Source organism: Pandoraea sp. E26, from assembly GCF_000681415.1.
Taxonomy (GTDB): Bacteria; Pseudomonadota; Gammaproteobacteria; order Burkholderiales; family Burkholderiaceae; genus Pandoraea; species Pandoraea pnomenusa.
This window is the reverse complement of the sequence record NZ_AYXJ01000006.1, coordinates 149,390-169,100: the sequence shown is the minus strand read 5'-3', so window position 1 is coordinate 169,100 and position 19,711 is coordinate 149,390. Positions and strand designations below refer to the sequence as shown.

Below are 19,711 nucleotides of genomic sequence, written 5' to 3'. Positions count from 1 at the left end.
GCATCGATGTGTCGGCGCGTCAGCGTCAGAGCGTGAGGCCGCCGTCGACGTGGATGACCTGGCCGGTGATCTGCCGCGCGTGCGGGCCGAGCAGGAAGACGGCGAGGGCGGCGACATCGTCGGGCTCGCACAGGCGTGCGGTCGGGGTGGCGTCGGCCGCGCGCTGCCATGCGGTGGGGTCGATGGCCGAATGGCCGCCGTCCTTGCGCGTATAGCCGGGGGCCACGCAGTTGATCGTTACGCCGGCGCGCGCATACTCGGCGGCGGCGCTTTTGGCGAGTGCCTCGATGGCGGCCTTGGCTGCCGCCGTGGCCGGAAAGCCCGCCTGATTGGGTGCGAAACGATGCGCGACGAACGAGCTGATGGCGACCACGCTGGCCTGCGACGAGCGTTGCAGATCGGGCAGGGCGCTGCGCAGCAGGGCGGCGAAGGCGCCTGGCATGGCGGCGAGCGTGCGGGCAAAAGCGTCGTCGTCGATGTCGGCGAGGCTTTGCCGCATGGCAAAGCCGGCATTGCTCACGACCTGATCGACCGGACCGAAGGCGTCATGCGCGGCGTCGATCAGGCGCGCGCCCGCCGACGGGTCCGTCAGGTCGCCGAACCAAACGGCGCACTGGGCGCCGAATCCCTCGCAGGCGTGACGCACGTCCGCCAGCCGCGCCTGACTCGCGTCGGACGCGCCTCGGGTATGCAGGAGCAGGCGGGTATCCGGGGAGGCAAGCCGGCGCGCGATGGCGGCGCCGATGCCCGATGCCGCGCCGGTCACGACGATGGTGCGCGCGGCACGCGGGCCGGACGGGAAAGCGGGGGTAGTCACGATGTGCCCGAAGCAAGCCAGAGGTGCTCGTGATTATGCCAAACCCCCTGCCCGCCGGAACAGGCGCGTCAATAATATTTATGAAGTGAACGAATCAGGCCGCGCCGACCACCCGTGACCTTTCGACGTCCGCCGTCGCGGGCAGCGTGAGGGTGTGCTGATGGAAGCGTCCAAGCGTATCGCGATGCGCCACGCTCACAAGGGTCGTGGCCGGCAGGCGGGCATGGAGCGCTTCGTACACCGCTTCTTCGGTCTGGACGTCGAGCGCGCTGGTGGCCTCGTCGAGGAACAGATAGTCGGGCTTTTGCAGCAGGGCGCGCGCCGCGGCGAGCCGTTGCTGCTCGCCGCCGGACAGCCGCCGCGCCCAGTGCGCGACGCTCAGGAGTTCGTCGCCGTACTGACCGAGCTTCACGGCGTCGAGCGCGGCGCGACATTCGGCGTCGGTAAAGGCGTCGGGTGCGGAAGGAAAGGCGAGGGCGGCCTTGAGGGTGTCGATCGGCAGGTAGCTTTGCTGCGAGAGGAAGAGGACGCGGGCGCTCGCGGGCACCTCGATGCGCCCGCTGCCGAACGGCCACAGGCCGGCGAGCGCGCGCAGCATGGTGCTCTTGCCGCAACCCGAGCGTCCGCGAACGAGCCAGCGCGAGCCGGGGGCGAAGATGAACGAGCCGGCGTCCACGAGCGGGGCGCCGTTAGGCAGCGTGAGCGTGAGGTCGGTCGCCGCGAAGGCGAGTGCCTGGTCGGCCGTGCGCACGTCGATGCCCCCCGCGCGTGGCGCGGCATCGATCACGCGCGTGAATTCGCGCAGACGGTTGATCGTCGCCTTCCAGTCCGCCAGCGTCGAGAAGCTGTTCACAAACCAGGAGAAGCCGTCGCTGACCTGCCCGAACGCGTCGATGATGCGCATGAGCACGCCGAGCGTGAAGGCGCCCGCGAAGTAGCGCGGCGCGGCCGCCATGATCGGGAACACGATGGCGATCTGCGCATAGATCGAGTTCGCGAAAATCAGTCGTTTGGTCACGACCATGATTTGCCACCAGTTGTCGCGCACGGCGCCGAATGCCGCTTTCAGGCGCGACAGCTCGGCGCCCTCGCCGCGGTAGAGCGCCACCTGCTCGGCCGATTCGCGCAAACGCACCAGCAGGAAACGAAAGTCGGCTTCGACCTGCTGTTGGCGATAGCTCAGGCCCACGAGCGGGCGCCCGACCTTGAAGATGAAGAACGAGCCCACGAGCGCATACAGCGCCGCGACCCACACCATGTAGCCGGGAATCGTCACGTTCATGCCGGCGAGCGCGAACGACACCGCGCCCGAGATCGTCCAGAGGATCGTCACGAACGAGAACAGCGAGACGAGCGTGGTGAGCAGGTCGAGCGACAGCGCGAGCGAGGAACTCACCAGCGTGCGAATGTCTTCCGATACGCGCTGGTCGGGGTTGTCGGTCAGGTGATCGCGCTCGATGCGGTAGTACGCCTGATGCGCGAACCACTTCGTGAGCGTGGCATCGGTGACCCATTGCCGCCAGCGGATCTCGAGCATCTGCCGGAAGTACGTGCGGAACGTCGCGATGATGATGAAGCTGAAGGCGAGGATCGCGAATTCGACGAGCGACGACTTGAAGACGGGCCAGTTGCGCTTGTCCAGCGCGTCGTAAAAGCTGGCGTTCCACGCGTTGAGCCGCACGTTGATGAACACCACGGCCAGATTGAGCACGACGACGAGTGCCAGCAGCCGGCGGCCTTCCCAACGCTTTTCCGACACCCAGTAGGGGCGGATCAGTTGCCAGGCGCTCGGGTGCTTCGGCGGGGTGGGGGCGGGGGTGGCCGGATCGTCCGGCGGCGGGACGTCGGGCGACGCGGAGGACATCGGCGTGTGGACCATGATCGTCGGGCGGCATTGCCGCAAGGAGCCAATTTGTTATGGGAGAAACGGTTCGTTTGACCGTTGTTCAGGATGCTGCGTTGCACGATTTGCGGCCCGAAACGCGCGTCACATCGAAATTCAGTTTACGCGTTGTTACAAGGCCCGGGGGATTCGTCAAAAAACGAGACGCGATGAGCGTGCAACCGCCCGGGAGGCCAGCTTGCACGGGCGTCGGCATCTATGTTGTAATGGCTGCGGGCGAAACAGGGGTGCTCCGTGTCGGACGCGGGGGTTAACTGACAAGGTTAACCATGCGTCACAAAGGAACGCGGGGCTGAGAGAGACCCTTTGCACCCGACCCGGGTAATACCGGCGTGGGAAGTTTCCGACTCCTCCAGTGGGGTAAGGTGTCCAGACACCGTTTCGTCCTTTTGCTTTCATGAGGAAAGGACCCCATGCGTTACCTTCCACACACACCTTCGCGGCTTCCCGAGTGCCTGCGCGCCGTCACGGCCTGCGCGGCAATGCGCGTATGAGCGCCCCGATTTCGCATCCCGACATCGCCATTCTGGGCGGCGGCCTGTCCGGTCGTCTGCTCGCCTGGCAGTTGATTCGTGGGGGCGCGCGCGTCGCGCTGTACGAACGCGGCGATGCCGACGGTTCGAGCGCGGCGGGTTGGGTGGCCGCCGCCATGCTCGCGCCGCTGGCCGAAGCGGCCGTGGCCGAGCCGAGCATCGTCGAGATGGGAGCCGTCGGCCTGGAGCGCTGGCCGGGGCTCATCGACGGCCTGCCCGAGCCCGTGTTCTTCCAGCGCAACGGCACACTGGTCGTGTGGCATCAGCCCGATCGCGCCGAATCCGTGATGTTCGACCGCCGCATGCGCGCGAACGCGCCGCCGGCCCTGCTGCGCGGCGGCGTGGAGCGGCTGGCCGGGCCGCAGTTGGGCGAGGTCGAGCCGGCGCTGGCCGGTCGTTTTCAGGAAGGTTGGCTGTTGCCCAACGAAGGGCAGCTCGACAACCGTCAACTGCTGCGCGCGCTGGCGGCTGGCCTGGCAAAGGCCGGGGCGGAACTGCACTGGCATACCGAGATCGCCGAGGGCGCGTATCCGCAGGCGGGGCTCGTCATCGATTGCCGCGGGCTCGGTGCGCGTACAGCATTGACGCAACTGCGCGGCGTTCGCGGTGAAGTGGCGCGCATTCACGCGCCGGGCATCGGGCTGCGGCGACCGGTACGCCTGCTGCACCCGCGCTATCCGATCTATATCGCGCCAAAGGAAAACGATCTGTACGTGATTGGCGCGACCGAGCTGGAATCGGAGGACATGTCACCGATGACCGTACGCTCGGCGCTCGAGCTGCTGTCGGCGGCGCATTCGCTGAACCCGGCATTCGGCGAGGCGCGCATCGTGGAACTCAATGTGAACTGTCGCCCGGCGCTGCCGGACCATCTGCCCCGCGTGCAGTGGGACGGCGCCCGGCTGATGCGCGTGAACGGACTTTACCGTCACGGCTATCTGCTCGCGCCTGCGGTGACGGGAGAGGCTTGCGCGCTGGCACAGGCATTGATGCAAACAACGAGCGCGCCGTCGGGGCAGGCGTTCGACTGGGAGACGTGGCGAGCGAGCCGGCCGTGGCCGGACCTGTTCCGCCAGGCATGAGAGGGAGCCGTACGAGATGGATATCCATATCAATCAACAGACACTGAGCGTGGCCGAGACCGCGACGTTGGCCGAGGCGTTGAACGCCTATGGCGCGAAGCCGCCGTTTGCGGCGGCTATCAACGGACAATTCGTGCCCAAGACGCAATACACCGCGCGCGTGCTCGCGCAGGGCGACAAGATCGACGTTGTGCAACCGGTCGCCGGAGGCTGACATGAACGCATTCACCGAATCCGCCAACGTGGCGGCCGGCAGCGCGCGAGACGCGCTCACGCTCTACGACACCCGTTTCGGCAGCCGTTTCCTGCTGGGCACCGCCCGTTATCCGTCGCTGCAGGCGCTCAACGACTCGATCGACGCCGCCCGGCCGGGCATGGTCACGGTGGCATTGCGCCGCCAGTTGTCGGGCACGGGCGCACAGGCGTCGGAAGGGCATTTCTGGGAGACGCTGCGCCGCCTCGCGGTGCCGGTGCTGCCCAACACCGCCGGCTGCCATTCGGTGCAGGAAGCGGTGACAACGGCGCAAATGGCGCGCGAAGTCTTCGAGACCGACTGGATCAAGCTCGAACTCATTGGCGACGACTACACGCTCCAGCCCGATCCGTTCGGCCTGGTGACGGCCGCCGAACAACTGATTCGCGACGGCTTCAAGGTGCTGCCCTACTGCACGGAGGATCTGGTGCTCTGCCGCCGTTTGCTCGACGTGGGCTGCCAGGCGCTCATGCCGTGGGGCGCGCCCATCGGCACGGGCAAGGGCGTGATCAATCCTTACGGCCTGCGCCTGCTGCGCGACCGCCTGCCGGACACGCCGCTCATCGTCGACGCCGGCCTCGGCCTGCCGTCGCACGCGTGCCAGGTGATGGAGTGGGGCTACGATGGCGTATTGCTCAACACGGCCGTGGCGCTCGCCGCGCAACCTGTGGAGATGGCCGGCGCGTTCGCCGCCGCGATCCGGGCAGGCCGCGCCGCGTGGCTCGCCGGACCGATGGCCGAGCGCGAGAGTGCGCAGGCCAGCACGCCGGTCGTGGGCGTGCCGTTCTGGCATCAGACGGGCGCCTGAGCGCCCGCGAGCCTCGCCGCCATCGGCGCGCATCGATCGACATTCAAGGAATTTTCATGACGACGCACTCCGGCGCCGCCGCACCCTCGCACGACTTGCACCTCTCGAACGTGCGATGCCTGCCCGACGATGCACCGCTGGCCATGGCCTGGCAGCAGGCCGCGGCGCAAATTCGCGCGCGGCTCGCGCCATGGCCCGACGACGCCTCGGCGCCCCGCTGGCGCCTGCATGCGCAAACGCCGGCAAGTGCGGGCAAGGGCGACGTGATCTGGTGGCCGATGTCGTCGGCGCAAACGCCGGGCACGGCGGCGCTGATGCAACGCGATGCCTGGCGCGCGGCGGGCGCCGTGGTGCTCGACTCACGGGCGTTGGCCGCAGGTCGTGTCGAGGATACTTTGTATACGTCCGATACGATCTATCGGGTGGCCGGCGTGGACGATCCGGCCTTCTTCCCGGCGTTTGCGGCGTTTCTCGACTGTGGTTTCATGCCGCAGGACGCGCTCGTACTCGCGCGCGCCTGGCGTACCGACGGCAGCCACGCCCATGCGGAGGATGCCGGCACGCTGGGCGCGTGGCCGACCCGTCTCGAAACGTTCCCGGAAGTCCTCGGGCAAGTGCCGTCGCCGGGCCGCTTTCCGGGCTGCCCCAAGCGACTGGGACTCTATCCCGTGCTGCCGAACGCCGAATGGTGCGAGCGCATGGCCGACCTTCAGGTGGGTACCGTGCAATTGCGCATCAAGGATCCGGCGCACCCCGCGCTGGGCTCGGACATCGAGCGTACGGTCGCCGCTGCCCGACGGGTGACGCACGACAGTGCGTGGTTCATCAACGACCATTGGCGCGAAGCCGCCCGCGCGCAGGCGTACGGGGTGCATCTCGGCCAGGAGGACATGGCGGCGCTGTCGGCCGGCGAAGTGGCCGAACTGCACGCCAGCGGCATGCGGCTGGGCATCAGCACGCATGGCTATTACGAGATTCTCGCTGCGCATCATTTCCAGCCGAGCTATCTCGCCGTGGGCGCCGTATTTCCCACCACGACGAAGGTGATCGCGACGGCGCCCCAGGGGCTCGCGAAGCTGGCCCGCTACGTGAAACTGATTGCGCCGCATTACCCGCTTGTCGCCATCGGTGGCATCGACGCCGCGAATCTCGCTCAGGTGCTCGACACGGGGGTGAGGTCCACTGCGGTGGTGCGCGCCGTGACGCAAGCCGCGGACGTGGCGGCGGCCGTCAAGGAAATGCAGGCCGAGTTCGCCCGGCGGGACTGACTCACACGCGCCCGGGACGTCAGGGCGCCCGGACGGTCAGACGGTCAGGCGATCGAGATGCCAAGGGTGCAAGGGTGCAAGGGTGCAAGGTTGGCAGGGGGTTCGAATCCCTCAGTGCGGAAGGGGGCGTGTCATGAACACGGCGCCGTCGCCGTACCCGGCCAGTTTGGCGGCGATCGACGGCGAGACGTCCGAAGTCGCGACATAGCCGAAGCGTGCCCAGAAGGTTTGCGACTGTTGCACCGCCACCAGCGCCGACGACCGCAGGCCCAGCGTCTGCGCGACCGCGAGGGCTGCGGCATACAACTGGCGGGCCACGCCTGCGCCGCGTGTGCGGGGCGCCAGGGCCATGTCGTGGACGTACCAGCAGTCGGGCGCGTCGGGCAGTGCGTCGAGAACGGTGTCGAGCGGCGCAGGCGCCGCGATGCACCAGGGGTGCGTGAACAGGTAGCCGGCCACTCGCTCGCGCGTACCGTCCGACGTCTCGTCATCCGGCGCATGGTCCACGGCAACCCAGCAGGTGGTGGGCGAGAGCGCCAGCCGCGACGCCAAAGTCGCCTCCGACTCGTGCATCACGTCCGCATACGCCTCGGCCTGCACGGCCAGCACCTGAGCCAAGTCGGCCGGTCGCATCGGACGAATCTGGAACGCGCTGGGCGCAAGGGCATGGAGCGATGTGGGCAGGTGGCGAGGCATCGAGACAAAAGTGCATTGCGCAAAACGGGGTTATTGTAGCAACGGCGCAACACCTGCACCCGGCGGTGCAAGGTAAGTCGTTGGCGCGGTTACGTTTTCCCCCCGTTGCGATTGGCGCAACCCGATCGGGCGCGGACACGAAGGCCCTGTAAAATGCCGCGGGACAGCGCCGGGCATCGTTTCGGTGGCCCGCCCTTGAACGGCATCGAATGGCATTCGCCCCTATAATTGGCGTTTTGCACCGCACTATAAGACTCGAAACGTGCCTACTCCGAATCCGGAAAATCTGCTCGAATTGCGCGACGTCAGCTTCGGCTATGGCGAGCGTCTGGTGCTTTCCGGGCTGAATATGCGGTTTGCCCGCGGCAAGGTCGTCGGCGTGATGGGGGGCTCCGGCTGCGGGAAAACGACGGTGCTGCGCCTGATCGGTGGCCTCGTGCATGCGAGTCGCGGCGCCATCGACTTCGACGGCACCGACGTGTCCACGCTCGATCGCGACGGCTGGTACCGGCTGCGCCGGCGCATGGGCATGCTGTTTCAGTTCGGCGCGCTCTTTACCGACATGACGGTGTTCGAGAACGTGGCCTTCCCGCTGCGCGAACATACGAAGCTCGACGAAACGCTGATTCGCGACCTTGTGCTCATGAAGCTCAATGCGGTGGGCCTGCGCGGCGCGCGCGACATGAAGCCGGCCGAGATTTCGGGCGGCATGGCGCGGCGCGTTGCGCTGGCGCGAACGATTGCGCTGGACCCGGATCTCGTCATGTACGACGAGCCGTTCACCGGGCTCGATCCGATTTCGATGGGCATCACCGCGAACCTGATTCGCAAGCTCAATGACGCGTTGGGAGCCACGTCGATCATCGTGTCGCACGATGTCTCGGAGACGTTCGCCATCGCCGACTACATCTATTTCATCAGCGAGGGCCGCATTGGCGCTGAGGGCACGCCCGACGCACTGCGCGCCTCGAATGACCCGACGGTGCGACAGTTCATCGACGCGCAACCGGACGGCCCCGTGAAGTTCCAGTATCCCGCGCCGCCGCTCGCGGAAGACTTCGGTATCGGAGCGCGTGCATGATCACTACCATCGGCAGTTTTGTCCGAGGCCACGTCGAACGGCTGGGCTACGGCGCCCGAATGTTCCTGCGCATGCTGGCGTCGAGCGGTCCGCTACTGCGCCGACCGCGCCTGGTGACCGACCAGATTCATTTCGTCGGCAACTACTCGTTCGTCATCATCGCCGTGTCGGGCCTGTTCGTCGGCTTCGTGCTCGGGCTGCAGGGCTACTACACGCTCAACAAATACGGCTCGGAGCAGGCGCTGGGCCTGCTCGTCGCGCTCTCGCTGGTGCGCGAGCTCGGACCGGTGGTCACGGCGTTGCTGTTCGCGGGGCGCGCGGGCACGTCGCTCACGGCCGAAATCGGCCTGATGAAAGCAGGCGAGCAACTCACCGCCATGGAGATGATGGCAATCGATCCGATCGCCCGCGTGGTGGCGCCGCGCTTCTGGGCGGGCGTGATCGCCATGCCGATTCTGGCGGCGATTTTCTCGGCCGTCGGCGTGTTCGGCGGCTACCTCGTCGGCGTGAAGTTGATCGGCGTGGACACCGGTGCGTTCTGGTCGCAGATGCAGGGCGGCGTGGACGTGTGGTCCGATGTTGCCAACGGCGTCATCAAGAGCATCGTTTTCGGTATCGCGGTGACGTTCATCGCGCTGTATCAGGGTTTCGAAGCAAAGCCGACGCCGGAAGGCGTGTCGCGTGCGACGACGCGCACGGTGGTGCAAGCGTCGCTTGCCGTGCTCGGTCTCGACTTCCTGCTCACCGCCCTTATGTTCAGCTAACACAATGAAAAAACACCCCCTCGACTTCTGGGTCGGCCTGTTCGTCGTTCTCGGCTTCGCCGCGCTGCTCTTCCTCGCGCTCAAGGCAGGCAACATGAGTTCGCTGTCGTTCTCGAGCTCGTACCCGATCACGGTGCGCTTCGACAATATCGGCGGGCTCAAGCCGCGCGCCCCCGTCAAGAGCGCGGGTGTGGTGGTGGGCCGCGTGGCGTCGATCCGGTTCGACGACAAGCGTTATCTGGCCGACGTGACGCTCAACATCGAGTCGCAGTACCAGTTCCCGAAGGACTCGTCGGCGAAGATCCTGACATCGGGCCTGCTCGGCGAGCAGTACATCGGGCTGGAGCCCGGCGGCGACGATCAGATGCTCAAGAGCGGTGATACGATCACGCTCACGCAATCCGCGATCGTGCTGGAAAACCTGATCGGTCAGTTCCTGTACAACAAGGCGGCGGATGCCGGTGGCGCCCAGGCGGGCGGCGCATCGACGGCTCCGGCACCGGCCGCCCCCGCGGCTGCAGCACCGGTAACCCAAGGAAAATAAGAGAAATGACCAGCTTCCGAACTTCGGCCGTGCTGGCCGCCGGCGCCATGGCGCTGGCAGGTTGCGCCACTGTCACGAATCCGAACCCCGCCGATCCCATCGAAGGTTTCAACCGTTCGATGTACTCGTTCAACGACACGCTCGACAAGACGGTCATGACCCCGGTGGCCAAGGGCTACCGTTTCGTGGTGCCGGAACCGGCGCGCGACATGGTCACGAACTTCTTCTCGAACATCGGCGACGTGTACAACTTCGCCAACAACCTCCTGCAGCTGCAAGTCACGGCGGCCGTGCAGGATCTGATGCGCCTGACGATCAACACGGTGTTCGGCGTGGGCGGTCTGATCGACTTCGCGTCGCCGGCCGGATTGCCGAAGCACAGCCAGGATTTTGGCGTCACGCTCGGCAAGTGGGGCTTGCCCGACGGTCCGTACCTCGTGCTGCCGCTGCTCGGGCCGAGTACCGTGCGCGATACGGTCGGCATGGCGGGCAATATGTTCATCGACCCGACCTCGTACATCAAGCCTGACTGGGTCAGCTACACCATCTACGGCGTGCGTCTCGTGAATACGCGCGCGAACCTGCTCGACGCCTCGAACCTGCTCGAAGCGGCCGCGCTCGATCCGTATTCGTTCACGCGCGATGCCTATCTGGCGCGTCGCAAATATCTGATCAACGGCGGCGCCTCGGGCAATGCCGCGCTGCCGAACTACGACGAAGAGGAAGGCGGCGCCGGTGCTGCCGTCCCGGGCGCGGCAAGTGCAGCAGGGGCGGCAGGGGCGGTGGGCGCCGGCGCTCAGCCGATGCCGGCTGCGGCACCCCATCCGGCGTCGGGCGTGACGGCCGAGCCGGAGAGCCCGCAAGGGTCGCCCGTGCCGGGCAGGATGGTGCCGGGCGGTCTGCCGTTCCGTCGCTGATCGACGTCGGTCACGTCGCGTTCGTCGCCGTTTTGCGCCGAACCGAGCCAATTGTGTCCGCAACATAGTGCCCCGCCGGGCGGGGCGCCGCGGGCAGGCTCGCCGGGCAACAGTTTGTTACACGACGCTGCGCGCGATTCGAGAACTCAACACGCGAAGCGGGTATCCAAACCCGCAACACTCGTCACTCGAAAGAGGAAGTCCACAATGAAGAAGTTCTGGCTCATTCCCGTCATGGCATTCATGACGTATACCGCCGCGGGTTCGGCGATGGCGCAGGCGCAAGCTCCGGATGTGCTGGTCAAGCAGACGGTCACGGAAGTGATGACGGCCGCCAAGAGCGATCCGAATATCCAGAAGGGCGATCTGAACAGCATCACGCGTCTGGTCGAGCAGAAGATCATGCCGCACGCCGACTTCACGCGCACCACGCAACTGGCCACCGGCAGGGCATGGCGCGACGCCACGCCGCAACAGCGCCAGCAGCTCACCGAGCAGTTCAAGCAACTGCTGCTGCGCACGTACGCCGGCGCCATCGCCCAGATTCGCGACCAGCAGGTCAACTACAAGCCGTTCCGCGCCCAGCCGGGCGATACCGACGTGGTTGTGTACACCGACGTGGTGAACAACGGTCAGCCCGTCGAACTCGACTACCGTCTCTACAAGACGGCCAGCGGCGAGTGGAAGCTGTATGACCTGAACGTGCTGGGCGCCTGGCTGGTGCAGACGTACCGCAATCAGTTCGCGGAAAAGGTCAACGCGTCGGGGATCGACGGTCTGATCAAGTTCCTGACCGAGCGCAACCAGCAACTCGCAGGCGGCAAGTAAGCGCATGCTCGCGTTGCAGACCGATCTCACTCACGACACCGCCGGCGACGTTCTCGCGCAGGCCATCGACCGCATCGACGCTGGCGAAACCCAGATCGATTGCGCGGGGCTCACGCACTTCGACTCGTCGGCGCTCGCCGTGCTGCTGGCCTTGCGCCGCCACGCGAGCCGGCGGGGGGCGACGTTGGCGTTCACTAACTTGCCGACGGGACTCGCCAGCCTGGCGCTGGTGTACGGCGTCGACCATCTGCTCTCGAGCTGATGCGTCGGACCGGGTAGCGGTCCTGACAAGAAGCGCCGTCTCGCGACGGCGCTTTTTTTATGGCGCGTGTCTGGACTGCCATCCCTGGCCGCCGACGATGTGGCCTGCGGCGCTCGCATTGCCGATGTTGCCGTTACCGCACGTTACCGCGTTACCGAGGTTACGGGCGGTGTCGGGCGGCTTGGGGTGCCATCCCCACGGTCGCCATCGGCTTCCTTTATAATCGGGGGTTTTCTGCCGATTTTTAGGCAAATATCCCTTTCCGGGCACCCACCTTGCCGACCTTGCCCTGGCCGCCACGCCAGCGGGCGATGCGCGCGGGGGCAGCGGTGACCGGAATACAAACATGGCGCATCCGCCAGGGCGGGTGCGTGCAGTCATGGCCGCCATCGAAATCCGTAACGTCAAAAAACGCTATCAGGCGTTGCAGGCGCTCAAGGGCGTCAGCTTTTCGATCGAAGAAGGCGAATTCTTCGGTCTGCTCGGTCCCAACGGCGCCGGCAAGACCACGCTGATCAGCATTCTCGCGGGCCTCGCCCGCGCGGATTCCGGCAATATCAGCGTGCTTGGCCACGACGTGGTGCGCGACTACCGCAACGCCCGTCGCAAACTCGGCGTGGTACCGCAGGAGCTCGTCTTCGATCCGTTTTTCTCCGTGCGCGAGACGCTGCGTATCCAGTCCGGCTACTTCGGGCTCAAGCGCAACGACGACTGGATCGACGAAGTGATGGCCAATCTCGATCTGACCGACAAGGCCGACGCCAACATGCGCCAACTGTCCGGCGGCATGAAGCGCCGCGTGCTGGTGGCGCAGGCGCTCGTGCATCGTCCACCGGTGATCGTGCTCGACGAGCCGACCGCCGGGGTCGACGTCGAGTTGCGTCAGACGCTCTGGAAGTTCATTTCGCGCCTGAACCGCGAAGGGCACACCATCGTGCTTACCACGCACTATCTCGAAGAAGCGGAAACGCTGTGCGATCGCATCGCCATGCTCAAGCGCGGCGAAGTGGTGGCGCTCGAGCGTACGGCGTCGCTGCTGCAGCGCTTCGCGGGCACGCGTCTCGTGCTGCGCTTCAGGCAGGGCACGCTGCCGGACGAATTGCGCCCGCTGCTGGTGGACGGGCAGGACACCGGCGGGCACCAGTTCGCGCTGCGCCTGTCCGGCTGCGACGAAGTGGAATCGATTCTCGCCACCTGCCGGGCGGCGGGCGGCATCGTCGAGGACATCGACATCCAGAAGGCCGACCTCGAGGACGTATTCGTGCAGATCATGTCGGGCTCGCGTGCGCAGGAGGTGGCGGCATGATCGGCTTTCGCACGCTGTTGTACAAGGAAGTGCTGCGCTTCTGGAAGGTGAGCTTCCAGACCGTGGCCGCACCGGTGCTCACCGCGCTGCTCTACCTGATGATCTTCGGCCATGTGCTCGAAGACCGGGTGAAGGTCTACGACCAGATCACTTATACGTCCTTCCTCGTGCCCGGGCTGGTGATGATGAGCGTGTTGCAGAACGCTTTCGCGAACAGCTCCTCGTCGCTGATCCAGTCGAAGATCACGGGCAACCTCGTGTTCGTGCTGCTGCCGCCGCTTTCGCACTGGGAGATGTATGGGGCCTACGTGCTCGCCGCGGTGGTGCGCGGCCTGTGCGTGGGGCTCGGCGTGTTCCTCGTGACGGTGGCTTTCACGCATCTGTCGTTTGCCGCACCGCTGTGGATCATCGGTTTCGCATTCCTCGGCGCGGCCATTCTGGGCACGCTGGGCCTGATTGCGGGCATCTGGGCGGAGAAATTCGACCAGCTCGCGGCGTTCCAGAACTTCCTCATCATGCCGGCGACGTTCCTCGCGGGCGTGTTTTACTCGATTCACTCGCTGCCGCCGGTGTGGCAGGCTGTGTCGCATTTCAATCCGTTCTTCTACATGATCGACGGATTCCGCTACGGTTTCTTCGGCGTGTCGGACGTGGCGCCGCAGACCAGCCTCGCCGTCGTTGGCGCGACGTTCCTGATACTCGCAACCGTGGCGCTGGGTCTGCTGCGCCGCGGCTACAAACTGCGTCACTGAACTTCTCCAGGATCAGCAATGCTGCCTACCCCAGAACAAATCAAACAGTACATCGAAGCCGGCCTGGCTTGCGATCACGTGGCCGTCGAAGGTGACGGCCAGCACTTCTTCGCGACCATCGTGAGCGCGCAGTTCGAAGGCAAGCGCCTCATTGCGCGCCATCAGCTCGTGTACGCCGCGCTGGGCGACCGCATGAAGGCGGAAATCCACGCATTGTCGATGAAGACCCTCACGCCGGCGGAGTATCAGGCGCAATGAGGATGACGCAAGAGAGCACCGGCGCCGCCGGCAATGGCGAGGCGGCCGCCGGCGAGCGTGTGGCCGCGGACCACCTGGAGATCGAAGGTGGCGAGCGGCTGGCGGGAGAGATTACCGTCTCGGGCGCGAAGAACGCGGCCCTGCCCATTCTCTGTGCGAGCCTGCTGACGGCCGAGCCGCTCGTGCTCGGCAACGTGCCGGATCTGCACGACGTGCGCACCATGCTCACGTTGCTCGCGCGCATGGGCGTGAAGGTCGAGCGCAAGGGCGAATCGGTGACGCTCGACGCGTCGTGCATCGCGGCGCCCGCCGCGCCGTACGAGCTGGTCAAGACCATGCGGGCATCGATTCTCGTGCTCGGCCCGCTGCTGGCGCGCTGCGGCGAGGCGCGCGTGTCGCTGCCCGGCGGATGCGCCATCGGGGCGCGGCCTGTCGATCAGCACATCAAGGGCCTGCAGAAGATGGGCGCCGAGATCACCCTCGCGCACGGCGATATCGTGGCTCGCGCCACGCGACTGCGCGGCGAGACGCTGGTGACGGACATGATCACCGTGACGGGCACCGAGAACCTGCTCATGGCGGCCGTGCTCGCCGACGGCGTGACCGTGCTGGCCAACGCCGCACGTGAGCCGGAGGTGACCGATCTGGCAAACCTGCTGGTGAAGATGGGGGCGAAGATCGAGGGCATCGGCTCGGAACGACTGGTCGTGACCGGGGTGGCGCGCCTGCATGGGGCCACGCACGACGTGGTGCCCGACCGAATCGAAGCCGGCACGTTCCTGTGCGCGGCCGTGGCTACGCGCGGCGACCTCACGCTGCGCCGCGTGGTGCCGGGCACGCTCGACGCCGTGATCGAAAAGCTGCGTGAAACCGGCGCCGACGTGAGCGCCGGTGCGGATTGGCTGCGTGTGACGATGGATCGGCGCGCGCGGGCGGTGAGTTTCCGCACGTCCGAATACCCCGCCTTCCCGACCGACATGCAGGCCCAGTTCATGGCGCTGAACTGCATCGCCGAAGGTGCGTCGCAGGTCGTCGAAACGATCTTCGAGAACCGCTTCATGCATGTGCAGGAGTTGATGCGCCTGGGCGCGAATATCGGCATCGACGGCAACACCGCGCGCATTTCGGGCGTGGAGCGCCTGTCGGGTGCGCACGTGATGGCGACCGATCTGCGCGCGTCCGCCAGTCTGATCGTCGCGGGGCTGGCGGCCGAGGGCCGCACGCTCGTCGACCGTATTCATCACCTCGATCGCGGCTATCATCGTATCGAGGCCAAGTTGTGCGCCGTGGGCGCGCGAATCCGGCGTGTCGAAGCACGCCAGGGAGAAATTGCATGAGTTCCGCCAAGCCGGCCCAGCCGCTCGCTCAACCGCTGACGCTGGCCCTCTCGAAAGGGCGTATCTTTACGGAAACGCTGCCGTTGCTCGCCGCTGCCGGTATCGAAGTCACGGAAGACCCGGAGACCTCGCGCAAGCTGATTCTGCCGACCACGGACCCGAACCTGCGCGTGATCATCGTGCGCGCGACCGACGTGCCGACCTATGTGCAATACGGGGCCGCCGACTTCGGCGTGGCCGGCAAGGATGTACTCATCGAGCACGGCGGCGGTGGACTGTATCAGCCGATCGATTTGAACATTGCCCGCTGCCGCATGTCTGTGGCTGTACCGAAGGGCTTCGATTACGCGAATGCGGTCCGTCAGGGTGCGCGCCTGCGGGTGGCGACCAAGTACGTGCAGACCGCGCGCGAGCACTTCGCGGCCAAGGGCGTGCACGTCGACCTGATCAAGCTGTACGGCTCGATGGAGCTGGGCCCGCTCGTGGGTCTGGCCGACGCGATTGTCGATCTGGTGAGTACCGGCGGCACGCTTCGGGCCAACAATCTGGTGGAAGTGGAGGAGATCATGGATATCTCGTCCCGCCTCGTGATCAACCAGGCTGCGCTCAAGCTCAAGCGCGAGTCGTTGCAGCCCATTCTGGACGCCTTCGAGCAGGCGTCCCGGCAAACAGCATGAAACTCGAAATCCGCAAACTCGACTCCGGTGCCGAAGGCTTCGCGACCCAGCTTCGCGACGTGCTGGCATTCGAAGCGAGTGAAGACGCCGCCATCGACCGTGCGGCCGCCGAGATCCTCGCCGACGTGAAGACGCGCGGCGATGCGGCCGTCATCGAGTACACGAACCGCTTCGATCGTCTGAACGCGCCGAACATGGCCGCGCTGGAGCTGTCGGCCGACGTGCTGGCTGAAGCGCTCGAAAGTCTCGAGCCGAAGCGCCGCGCCGCGCTGGAGGCTGCCGCCGCACGCGTGCGCGCCTATCACGAGAAGCAGCGCATCGAGTGCGGCACCCATAGCTGGCAGTACACCGAGTCGGACGGCACGGTGCTGGGCCAGAAGGTCACACCGCTCGATCGCGTGGGCATTTACGTGCCGGGCGGCAAGGCCGCGTACCCGTCGTCGGTGTTGATGAACGCCATTCCGGCACGCGTGGCCGGTGTGAAGGACATCATCATGGTGGTGCCCACGCCGGACGGCGTGCAGAACCCCCTGGTGCTCGCCGCCGCGCACATCGCCGGCGTGGATCGCGTGTTCACCATCGGCGGCGCGCAGGCCGTCGGCGCGTTGGCGTACGGTACCGAGACCGTGCCGGCCGTCGACAAGATCGTGGGTCCGGGCAACGCCTTCGTGGCGGCGGCCAAGCGCCGCGTGTTCGGCACCGTCGGCATCGACATGATCGCCGGCCCGTCGGAGATTCTCGTGATTTGCGACGGATCGACCGACCCCGACTGGGTGGCGATGGACCTGTTCTCGCAAGCCGAGCATGACGAGCTTGCCCAGTCGATCCTGCTGTGCCCGGACGCCGAGTACATCGCGCGCGTGCACGCATCGCTGGAGCGCCAGATCGACGACATGCCGCGCCGCGACGTGATCGCCGCCTCGCTGCAGGGGCGCGGCGCGCTGGTCAAGGTGCGCGATATGGCCGAAGCGTGCGAGATCGCCAACGTGATCGCCCCTGAGCACCTCGAAATCTCGGCCGAGACGCCGCAACAGTGGAGCGACAGGATCCGCCACGCCGGTGCGATCTTCCTCGGCAAGTTCACGAGCGAAAGCCTGGGCGACTATTGCGCCGGGCCGAACCACGTGCTGCCGACGTCGCGCACCGCACGTTTCTCCTCGCCGCTTGGCGTGTACGACTTCATCAAGCGTTCGAGCCTGATCGAAGTGAGCGAGGGCGGCGCCCGCATGCTGGGCGAGATCGCCGCCGAGCTGGCGTACGGCGAAGGCCTGCAAGCGCACGCGCGCAGCGCCGAGTACCGTCTGCATCACGAGTCCTGACATGCGCGACGACGCCCTGCGGTCCGCGCCTGGTCCCACGATGCCGGCGACCGCCTGGCGTCGGATCCGCGCAATCGCGGCCTGCGATGCACCCTGGCTTTTGCTGTCGGCCCGCCTCACGCGGGCCGCGCTGCGCGCCGTCTCCGTGGCGACGCTCGGCATGATCGCGGGCACGGCCGCGCAAGCGGCGGGAACCGATTGCCAGCACGCTACGTTCGAGGGCGCCTCGGTCGAGCGCATGACGGTCTGTGTGCGTCGGCAGGCGTTCGACAACGATGTCTATGTACTGCGTCTGGACGGCAAGCCGGCGTTGCGCGGCACCGACGAGGAAGTGGGGCATGGCGTGTTCGGACGTGTGGGCAACCGGCTGGTGGCCATGCGTTGCGAGGCCGAGGCCTCGCCCGCCCGGGTGAGCCCGGGCGTCGCGCAGGCGCTCTCGTGGCAAACCGGGGTGCGTGTGCAGCGCATTACCGCGGCGCTCGGCAGCGTGGAAACCGGCCGCCGATGCACCGTCAAGATCGACGGTGCGGACGCCGGTCTGCTCACGTTCGCCTTCAACTGATTCGACTCGCCCTATCCTTCCTTTCGCCATGTCCGTCGACCAAGTGATTCGCCCCGACGTGCTCGCCATGAGCACCTACCCCGTGCCCGACGCCACCGGGTTCCTCAAGCTCGATGCGATGGAGAATCCGTACGGCTTGCCACAGGCATTGCGCACCGAACTGGGGCGGCGCCTGGCCGACGTGGCGCTCAACCGCTATCCGGCGCCGCGTCCGCAGGCGCTGCTGGAGAAGCTTTCGCGCGCGATGGAGGTGCCGGCCGGGATGAAATTGCTGCTGGGCAACGGCTCCGACGAGATCATCAACATGATCGCGATGGCCACGGCCCGTCCGGGGGCCGCCGTGATCGCGCCGATGCCGGGCTTCGTCATGTACGAGATGTCGTCGCGCTTCGCGGGCATCGAGTTCGTGGGTGTGCCGTTGCGCCCCGACTTTTCGCTCGACATGCCGGCGATGCTCAACGCCATCGCGGCGCATCCGGGCGCGGTGGTGTATCTGGCCTATCCGAACAATCCGACCGGCAACCTGTTCGCCGACGACGACATCGAGACCCTGGTGCGCGCGGCCGATCGTGGGCTGGTGGTGATCGACGAGGCCTATCAGCCGTTCGCGGGCAAGACCTGGATGCCGCGCCTGCCCGAATTCCCCAACCTGCTGGTCATGCGCACCGTCTCGAAGCTGGGCCTGGCCGGGATCCGGCTCGGCTACGTGGCAGGCGGAGCGCACTGGCTGGACCAGCTCGACAAGGTGAGGCCGCCCTACAACGTGAACGTGCTGACGCAGGCGTGTGCCGAATTCATGCTCGATCACCTCGACGTGCTCGACGCGCAGGCGGCCGAATTGCGCGCGCAGCGCGAGCGGCTGGCGGCCGCGGTGGCGGCGCTGCCCGGGGTGCACGTGTTCCCGAGCGACGCCAATTTCCTGCTGGTACGCGTGCCGGACGCCGACAAAACCCACGCCGGGCTGCTGGCACACAAGGTATTGATCAAAAACGTGGGTAAAATGCACGTATTGCTGGCCAATTGCCTGAGATTGACGGTCGGCACCCCCACGGAGAATACGGCCATGGTGCAAGCCCTGGCCGCATCGCTCTAATAAAGCCATACGACGAGAACTCACCATCATGCGCATTGCGGAAGTCGTTCGCGATACCAGCGAAACGCAAATACGCGTCAAGATAGATCTGGACGGCACCGGCCGCAAGACGCTCGATACCGGCGTGCCGTTCCTGGACCACATGCTCGACCAGATCGCGCGCCACGGCCTCATCGACATGGAAGTCGAGGCCAAGGGCGACACGTTCATCGACGATCACCATACGGTGGAAGACGTCGGCATCACGCTGGGCATGGCCGTCGCCAAGGCCATTGGCGACAAGAAGGGCATCGTGCGCTATGGCCACAGCTACGTGCCGCTCGACGAGGCGCTCTCGCGTGTGGTGATCGACTTCTCGGGCCGTCCCGGCCTCGAATTCCACGTGCCGTTCACGCGCGCCCGCGTGGGCAACTTCGACGTCGACCTGACCATTGAATTCTTCCGCGGTTTCGTGAACCACGCCGGCGTGACGCTGCATATCGACAATCTGCGCGGTATCAACGCCCACCACCAGTGCGAAACGGTGTTCAAGGCGTTCGGTCGTGCCCTGCGCATGGCGGTCGAGATCGACCCGCGTGCGGCGGGTGTCGTGCCGTCGACCAAGGGAAGCCTGTAGACGTGAGACTCGCCGGCTGGCGCACAGCGCCGGCC

Annotated in this window: 22 protein-coding genes and 1 riboswitch; of the genes, 19 read left to right on the top strand and 3 right to left on the bottom strand. The window is 66.3% G+C overall.

Features of this window, described 5'->3' with window-relative positions; all coding sequences use genetic code 11:
- Positions 1-25: 25 nt before the first annotated feature.
- Both W930_RS0103720 and W930_RS0103715 read right to left on the bottom strand, forming a co-directional pair.
- Positions 26-817 carry an SDR family NAD(P)-dependent oxidoreductase gene (locus W930_RS0103720; RefSeq protein ID WP_023872486.1) on the bottom strand — a complete coding sequence of 264 codons (792 nt, stop codon included), beginning with the start codon at positions 815-817 and terminating at the stop codon, positions 26-28.
- A 94-nt stretch (positions 818-911) separates the two neighbouring features.
- Positions 912-2,681 carry an ABC transporter ATP-binding protein/permease gene (locus W930_RS0103715; RefSeq protein WP_028730794.1) on the bottom strand — a complete coding sequence of 590 codons (1,770 nt, stop codon included), beginning with the start codon at positions 2,679-2,681 and terminating at the stop codon, positions 912-914.
- 252 nt (positions 2,682-2,933) lie between these two features.
- A riboswitch (TPP riboswitch) is annotated at positions 2,934-3,076 on the top strand.
- Positions 3,077-3,210: 134 nt separating this feature from the next.
- On the opposite strand from W930_RS0103715, the gene W930_RS0103710 reads away from it, so the two are divergent.
- Genes W930_RS0103710 through W930_RS29450 form a run of 4 tightly spaced genes read left to right on the top strand, consistent with a single transcriptional unit; the run spans position 3,211 to position 6,664 of the window.
- Entirely contained in the window at positions 3,211-4,335 is a 1,125-nt protein-coding gene (locus W930_RS0103710) for an FAD-dependent oxidoreductase (RefSeq protein WP_023593870.1), read from the top strand.
- A 16-nt stretch (positions 4,336-4,351) separates the two neighbouring features.
- Positions 4,352-4,549 carry a sulfur carrier protein ThiS gene (gene thiS / locus W930_RS0103705; protein ID WP_023593871.1) on the top strand — a complete coding sequence of 66 codons (198 nt, stop codon included), beginning with the start codon at positions 4,352-4,354 and terminating at the stop codon, positions 4,547-4,549.
- A gap of 1 nt (position 4,550) precedes the next feature.
- Entirely contained in the window at positions 4,551-5,396 is an 846-nt protein-coding gene (locus W930_RS0103700; RefSeq protein ID WP_023593872.1) for a thiazole synthase, read from the top strand.
- Positions 5,397-5,452: 56 nt separating this feature from the next.
- Complete coding sequence (locus W930_RS29450; RefSeq protein WP_023872485.1) at positions 5,453-6,664, top strand: thiamine phosphate synthase; 1,212 nt, start codon at positions 5,453-5,455, stop codon at positions 6,662-6,664.
- Positions 6,665-6,775: 111 nt separating this feature from the next.
- Here W930_RS29450 and W930_RS0103690 read toward each other — a convergent pair whose 3' ends face one another.
- Positions 6,776-7,297: a GNAT family N-acetyltransferase gene (locus W930_RS0103690; protein ID WP_023593874.1), complete on the bottom strand. Its 522-nt coding sequence runs from the start codon at positions 7,295-7,297 to the stop codon at positions 6,776-6,778.
- Between the two features lie 325 nt (positions 7,298-7,622).
- Here W930_RS0103690 and W930_RS0103685 point away from each other — a divergent pair, with 325 nt between their 5' ends.
- The 15 genes from W930_RS0103685 to hisB all read left to right on the top strand — a co-directional run bounded on the left by W930_RS0103685 (position 7,623) and on the right by hisB (position 19,676).
- A complete protein-coding gene (locus tag W930_RS0103685; RefSeq protein WP_023593875.1) occupies positions 7,623-8,441 on the top strand; it encodes an ABC transporter ATP-binding protein in 819 nt (272 codons plus the stop codon).
- Positions 8,438-9,205, top strand: coding sequence for a lipid asymmetry maintenance ABC transporter permease subunit MlaE (gene mlaE, locus W930_RS0103680; protein ID WP_023593876.1), 768 nt, complete (start codon positions 8,438-8,440; stop codon positions 9,203-9,205). The genes W930_RS0103685 and mlaE overlap by 4 nt, the downstream gene beginning before the upstream one ends.
- 4 nt (positions 9,206-9,209) lie before the next feature.
- Entirely contained in the window at positions 9,210-9,749 is a 540-nt protein-coding gene (gene mlaD, locus W930_RS0103675) for an outer membrane lipid asymmetry maintenance protein MlaD (protein ID WP_023593877.1), read from the top strand.
- Positions 9,750-9,754: 5 nt separating this feature from the next.
- Positions 9,755-10,666 carry a VacJ family lipoprotein gene (locus W930_RS0103670; protein WP_023872483.1) on the top strand — a complete coding sequence of 304 codons (912 nt, stop codon included), beginning with the start codon at positions 9,755-9,757 and terminating at the stop codon, positions 10,664-10,666.
- Between the two features lie 207 nt (positions 10,667-10,873).
- Positions 10,874-11,494: a phospholipid-binding protein MlaC gene (locus W930_RS0103665; RefSeq protein ID WP_024788445.1), complete on the top strand. Its 621-nt coding sequence runs from the start codon at positions 10,874-10,876 to the stop codon at positions 11,492-11,494.
- A 4-nt stretch (positions 11,495-11,498) separates the two neighbouring features.
- The gene (locus W930_RS0103660) at positions 11,499-11,756 is read left to right on the top strand and encodes a lipid asymmetry maintenance protein MlaB (protein WP_023593879.1); all 258 of its coding nucleotides are present in this window, start codon (positions 11,499-11,501) and stop codon (positions 11,754-11,756) included.
- Between the two features lie 379 nt (positions 11,757-12,135).
- On the top strand, positions 12,136-13,062 hold the full coding sequence (locus W930_RS0103655; RefSeq protein ID WP_023872482.1) for an ABC transporter ATP-binding protein: 927 nt from the start codon (positions 12,136-12,138) through the stop codon (positions 13,060-13,062).
- The gene (locus W930_RS0103650) at positions 13,059-13,814 is read left to right on the top strand and encodes an ABC transporter permease (RefSeq protein WP_023593881.1); all 756 of its coding nucleotides are present in this window, start codon (positions 13,059-13,061) and stop codon (positions 13,812-13,814) included. The genes W930_RS0103655 and W930_RS0103650 overlap by 4 nt, the downstream gene beginning before the upstream one ends.
- Before the next feature lie 18 nt (positions 13,815-13,832).
- Complete coding sequence (locus tag W930_RS0103645) at positions 13,833-14,072, top strand: BolA family protein (RefSeq protein ID WP_023593882.1); 240 nt, start codon at positions 13,833-13,835, stop codon at positions 14,070-14,072.
- Positions 14,069-15,409: a UDP-N-acetylglucosamine 1-carboxyvinyltransferase gene (gene murA / locus W930_RS0103640; protein WP_024788444.1), complete on the top strand. Its 1,341-nt coding sequence runs from the start codon at positions 14,069-14,071 to the stop codon at positions 15,407-15,409. The genes W930_RS0103645 and murA overlap by 4 nt, the downstream gene beginning before the upstream one ends.
- Positions 15,406-16,086: an ATP phosphoribosyltransferase gene (gene hisG, locus W930_RS0103635; RefSeq protein ID WP_010808174.1), complete on the top strand. Its 681-nt coding sequence runs from the start codon at positions 15,406-15,408 to the stop codon at positions 16,084-16,086. Before murA ends, hisG begins: the two co-directional genes overlap by 4 nt.
- The gene (gene hisD, locus W930_RS0103630) at positions 16,083-17,405 is read left to right on the top strand and encodes a histidinol dehydrogenase (protein ID WP_023593884.1); all 1,323 of its coding nucleotides are present in this window, start codon (positions 16,083-16,085) and stop codon (positions 17,403-17,405) included. Before hisG ends, hisD begins: the two co-directional genes overlap by 4 nt.
- Position 17,406: 1 nt before the next feature.
- Positions 17,407-17,967: a hypothetical protein gene (locus W930_RS0103625; RefSeq protein ID WP_023872480.1), complete on the top strand. Its 561-nt coding sequence runs from the start codon at positions 17,407-17,409 to the stop codon at positions 17,965-17,967.
- A 28-nt stretch (positions 17,968-17,995) separates the two neighbouring features.
- Positions 17,996-19,060, top strand: coding sequence for a histidinol-phosphate transaminase (hisC, locus tag W930_RS0103620; protein ID WP_023593886.1), 1,065 nt, complete (start codon positions 17,996-17,998; stop codon positions 19,058-19,060).
- Between the two features lie 28 nt (positions 19,061-19,088).
- On the top strand, positions 19,089-19,676 hold the full coding sequence (gene hisB / locus W930_RS0103615) for an imidazoleglycerol-phosphate dehydratase HisB (protein ID WP_023593887.1): 588 nt from the start codon (positions 19,089-19,091) through the stop codon (positions 19,674-19,676).
- Positions 19,677-19,711 lie beyond the last annotated feature (35 nt).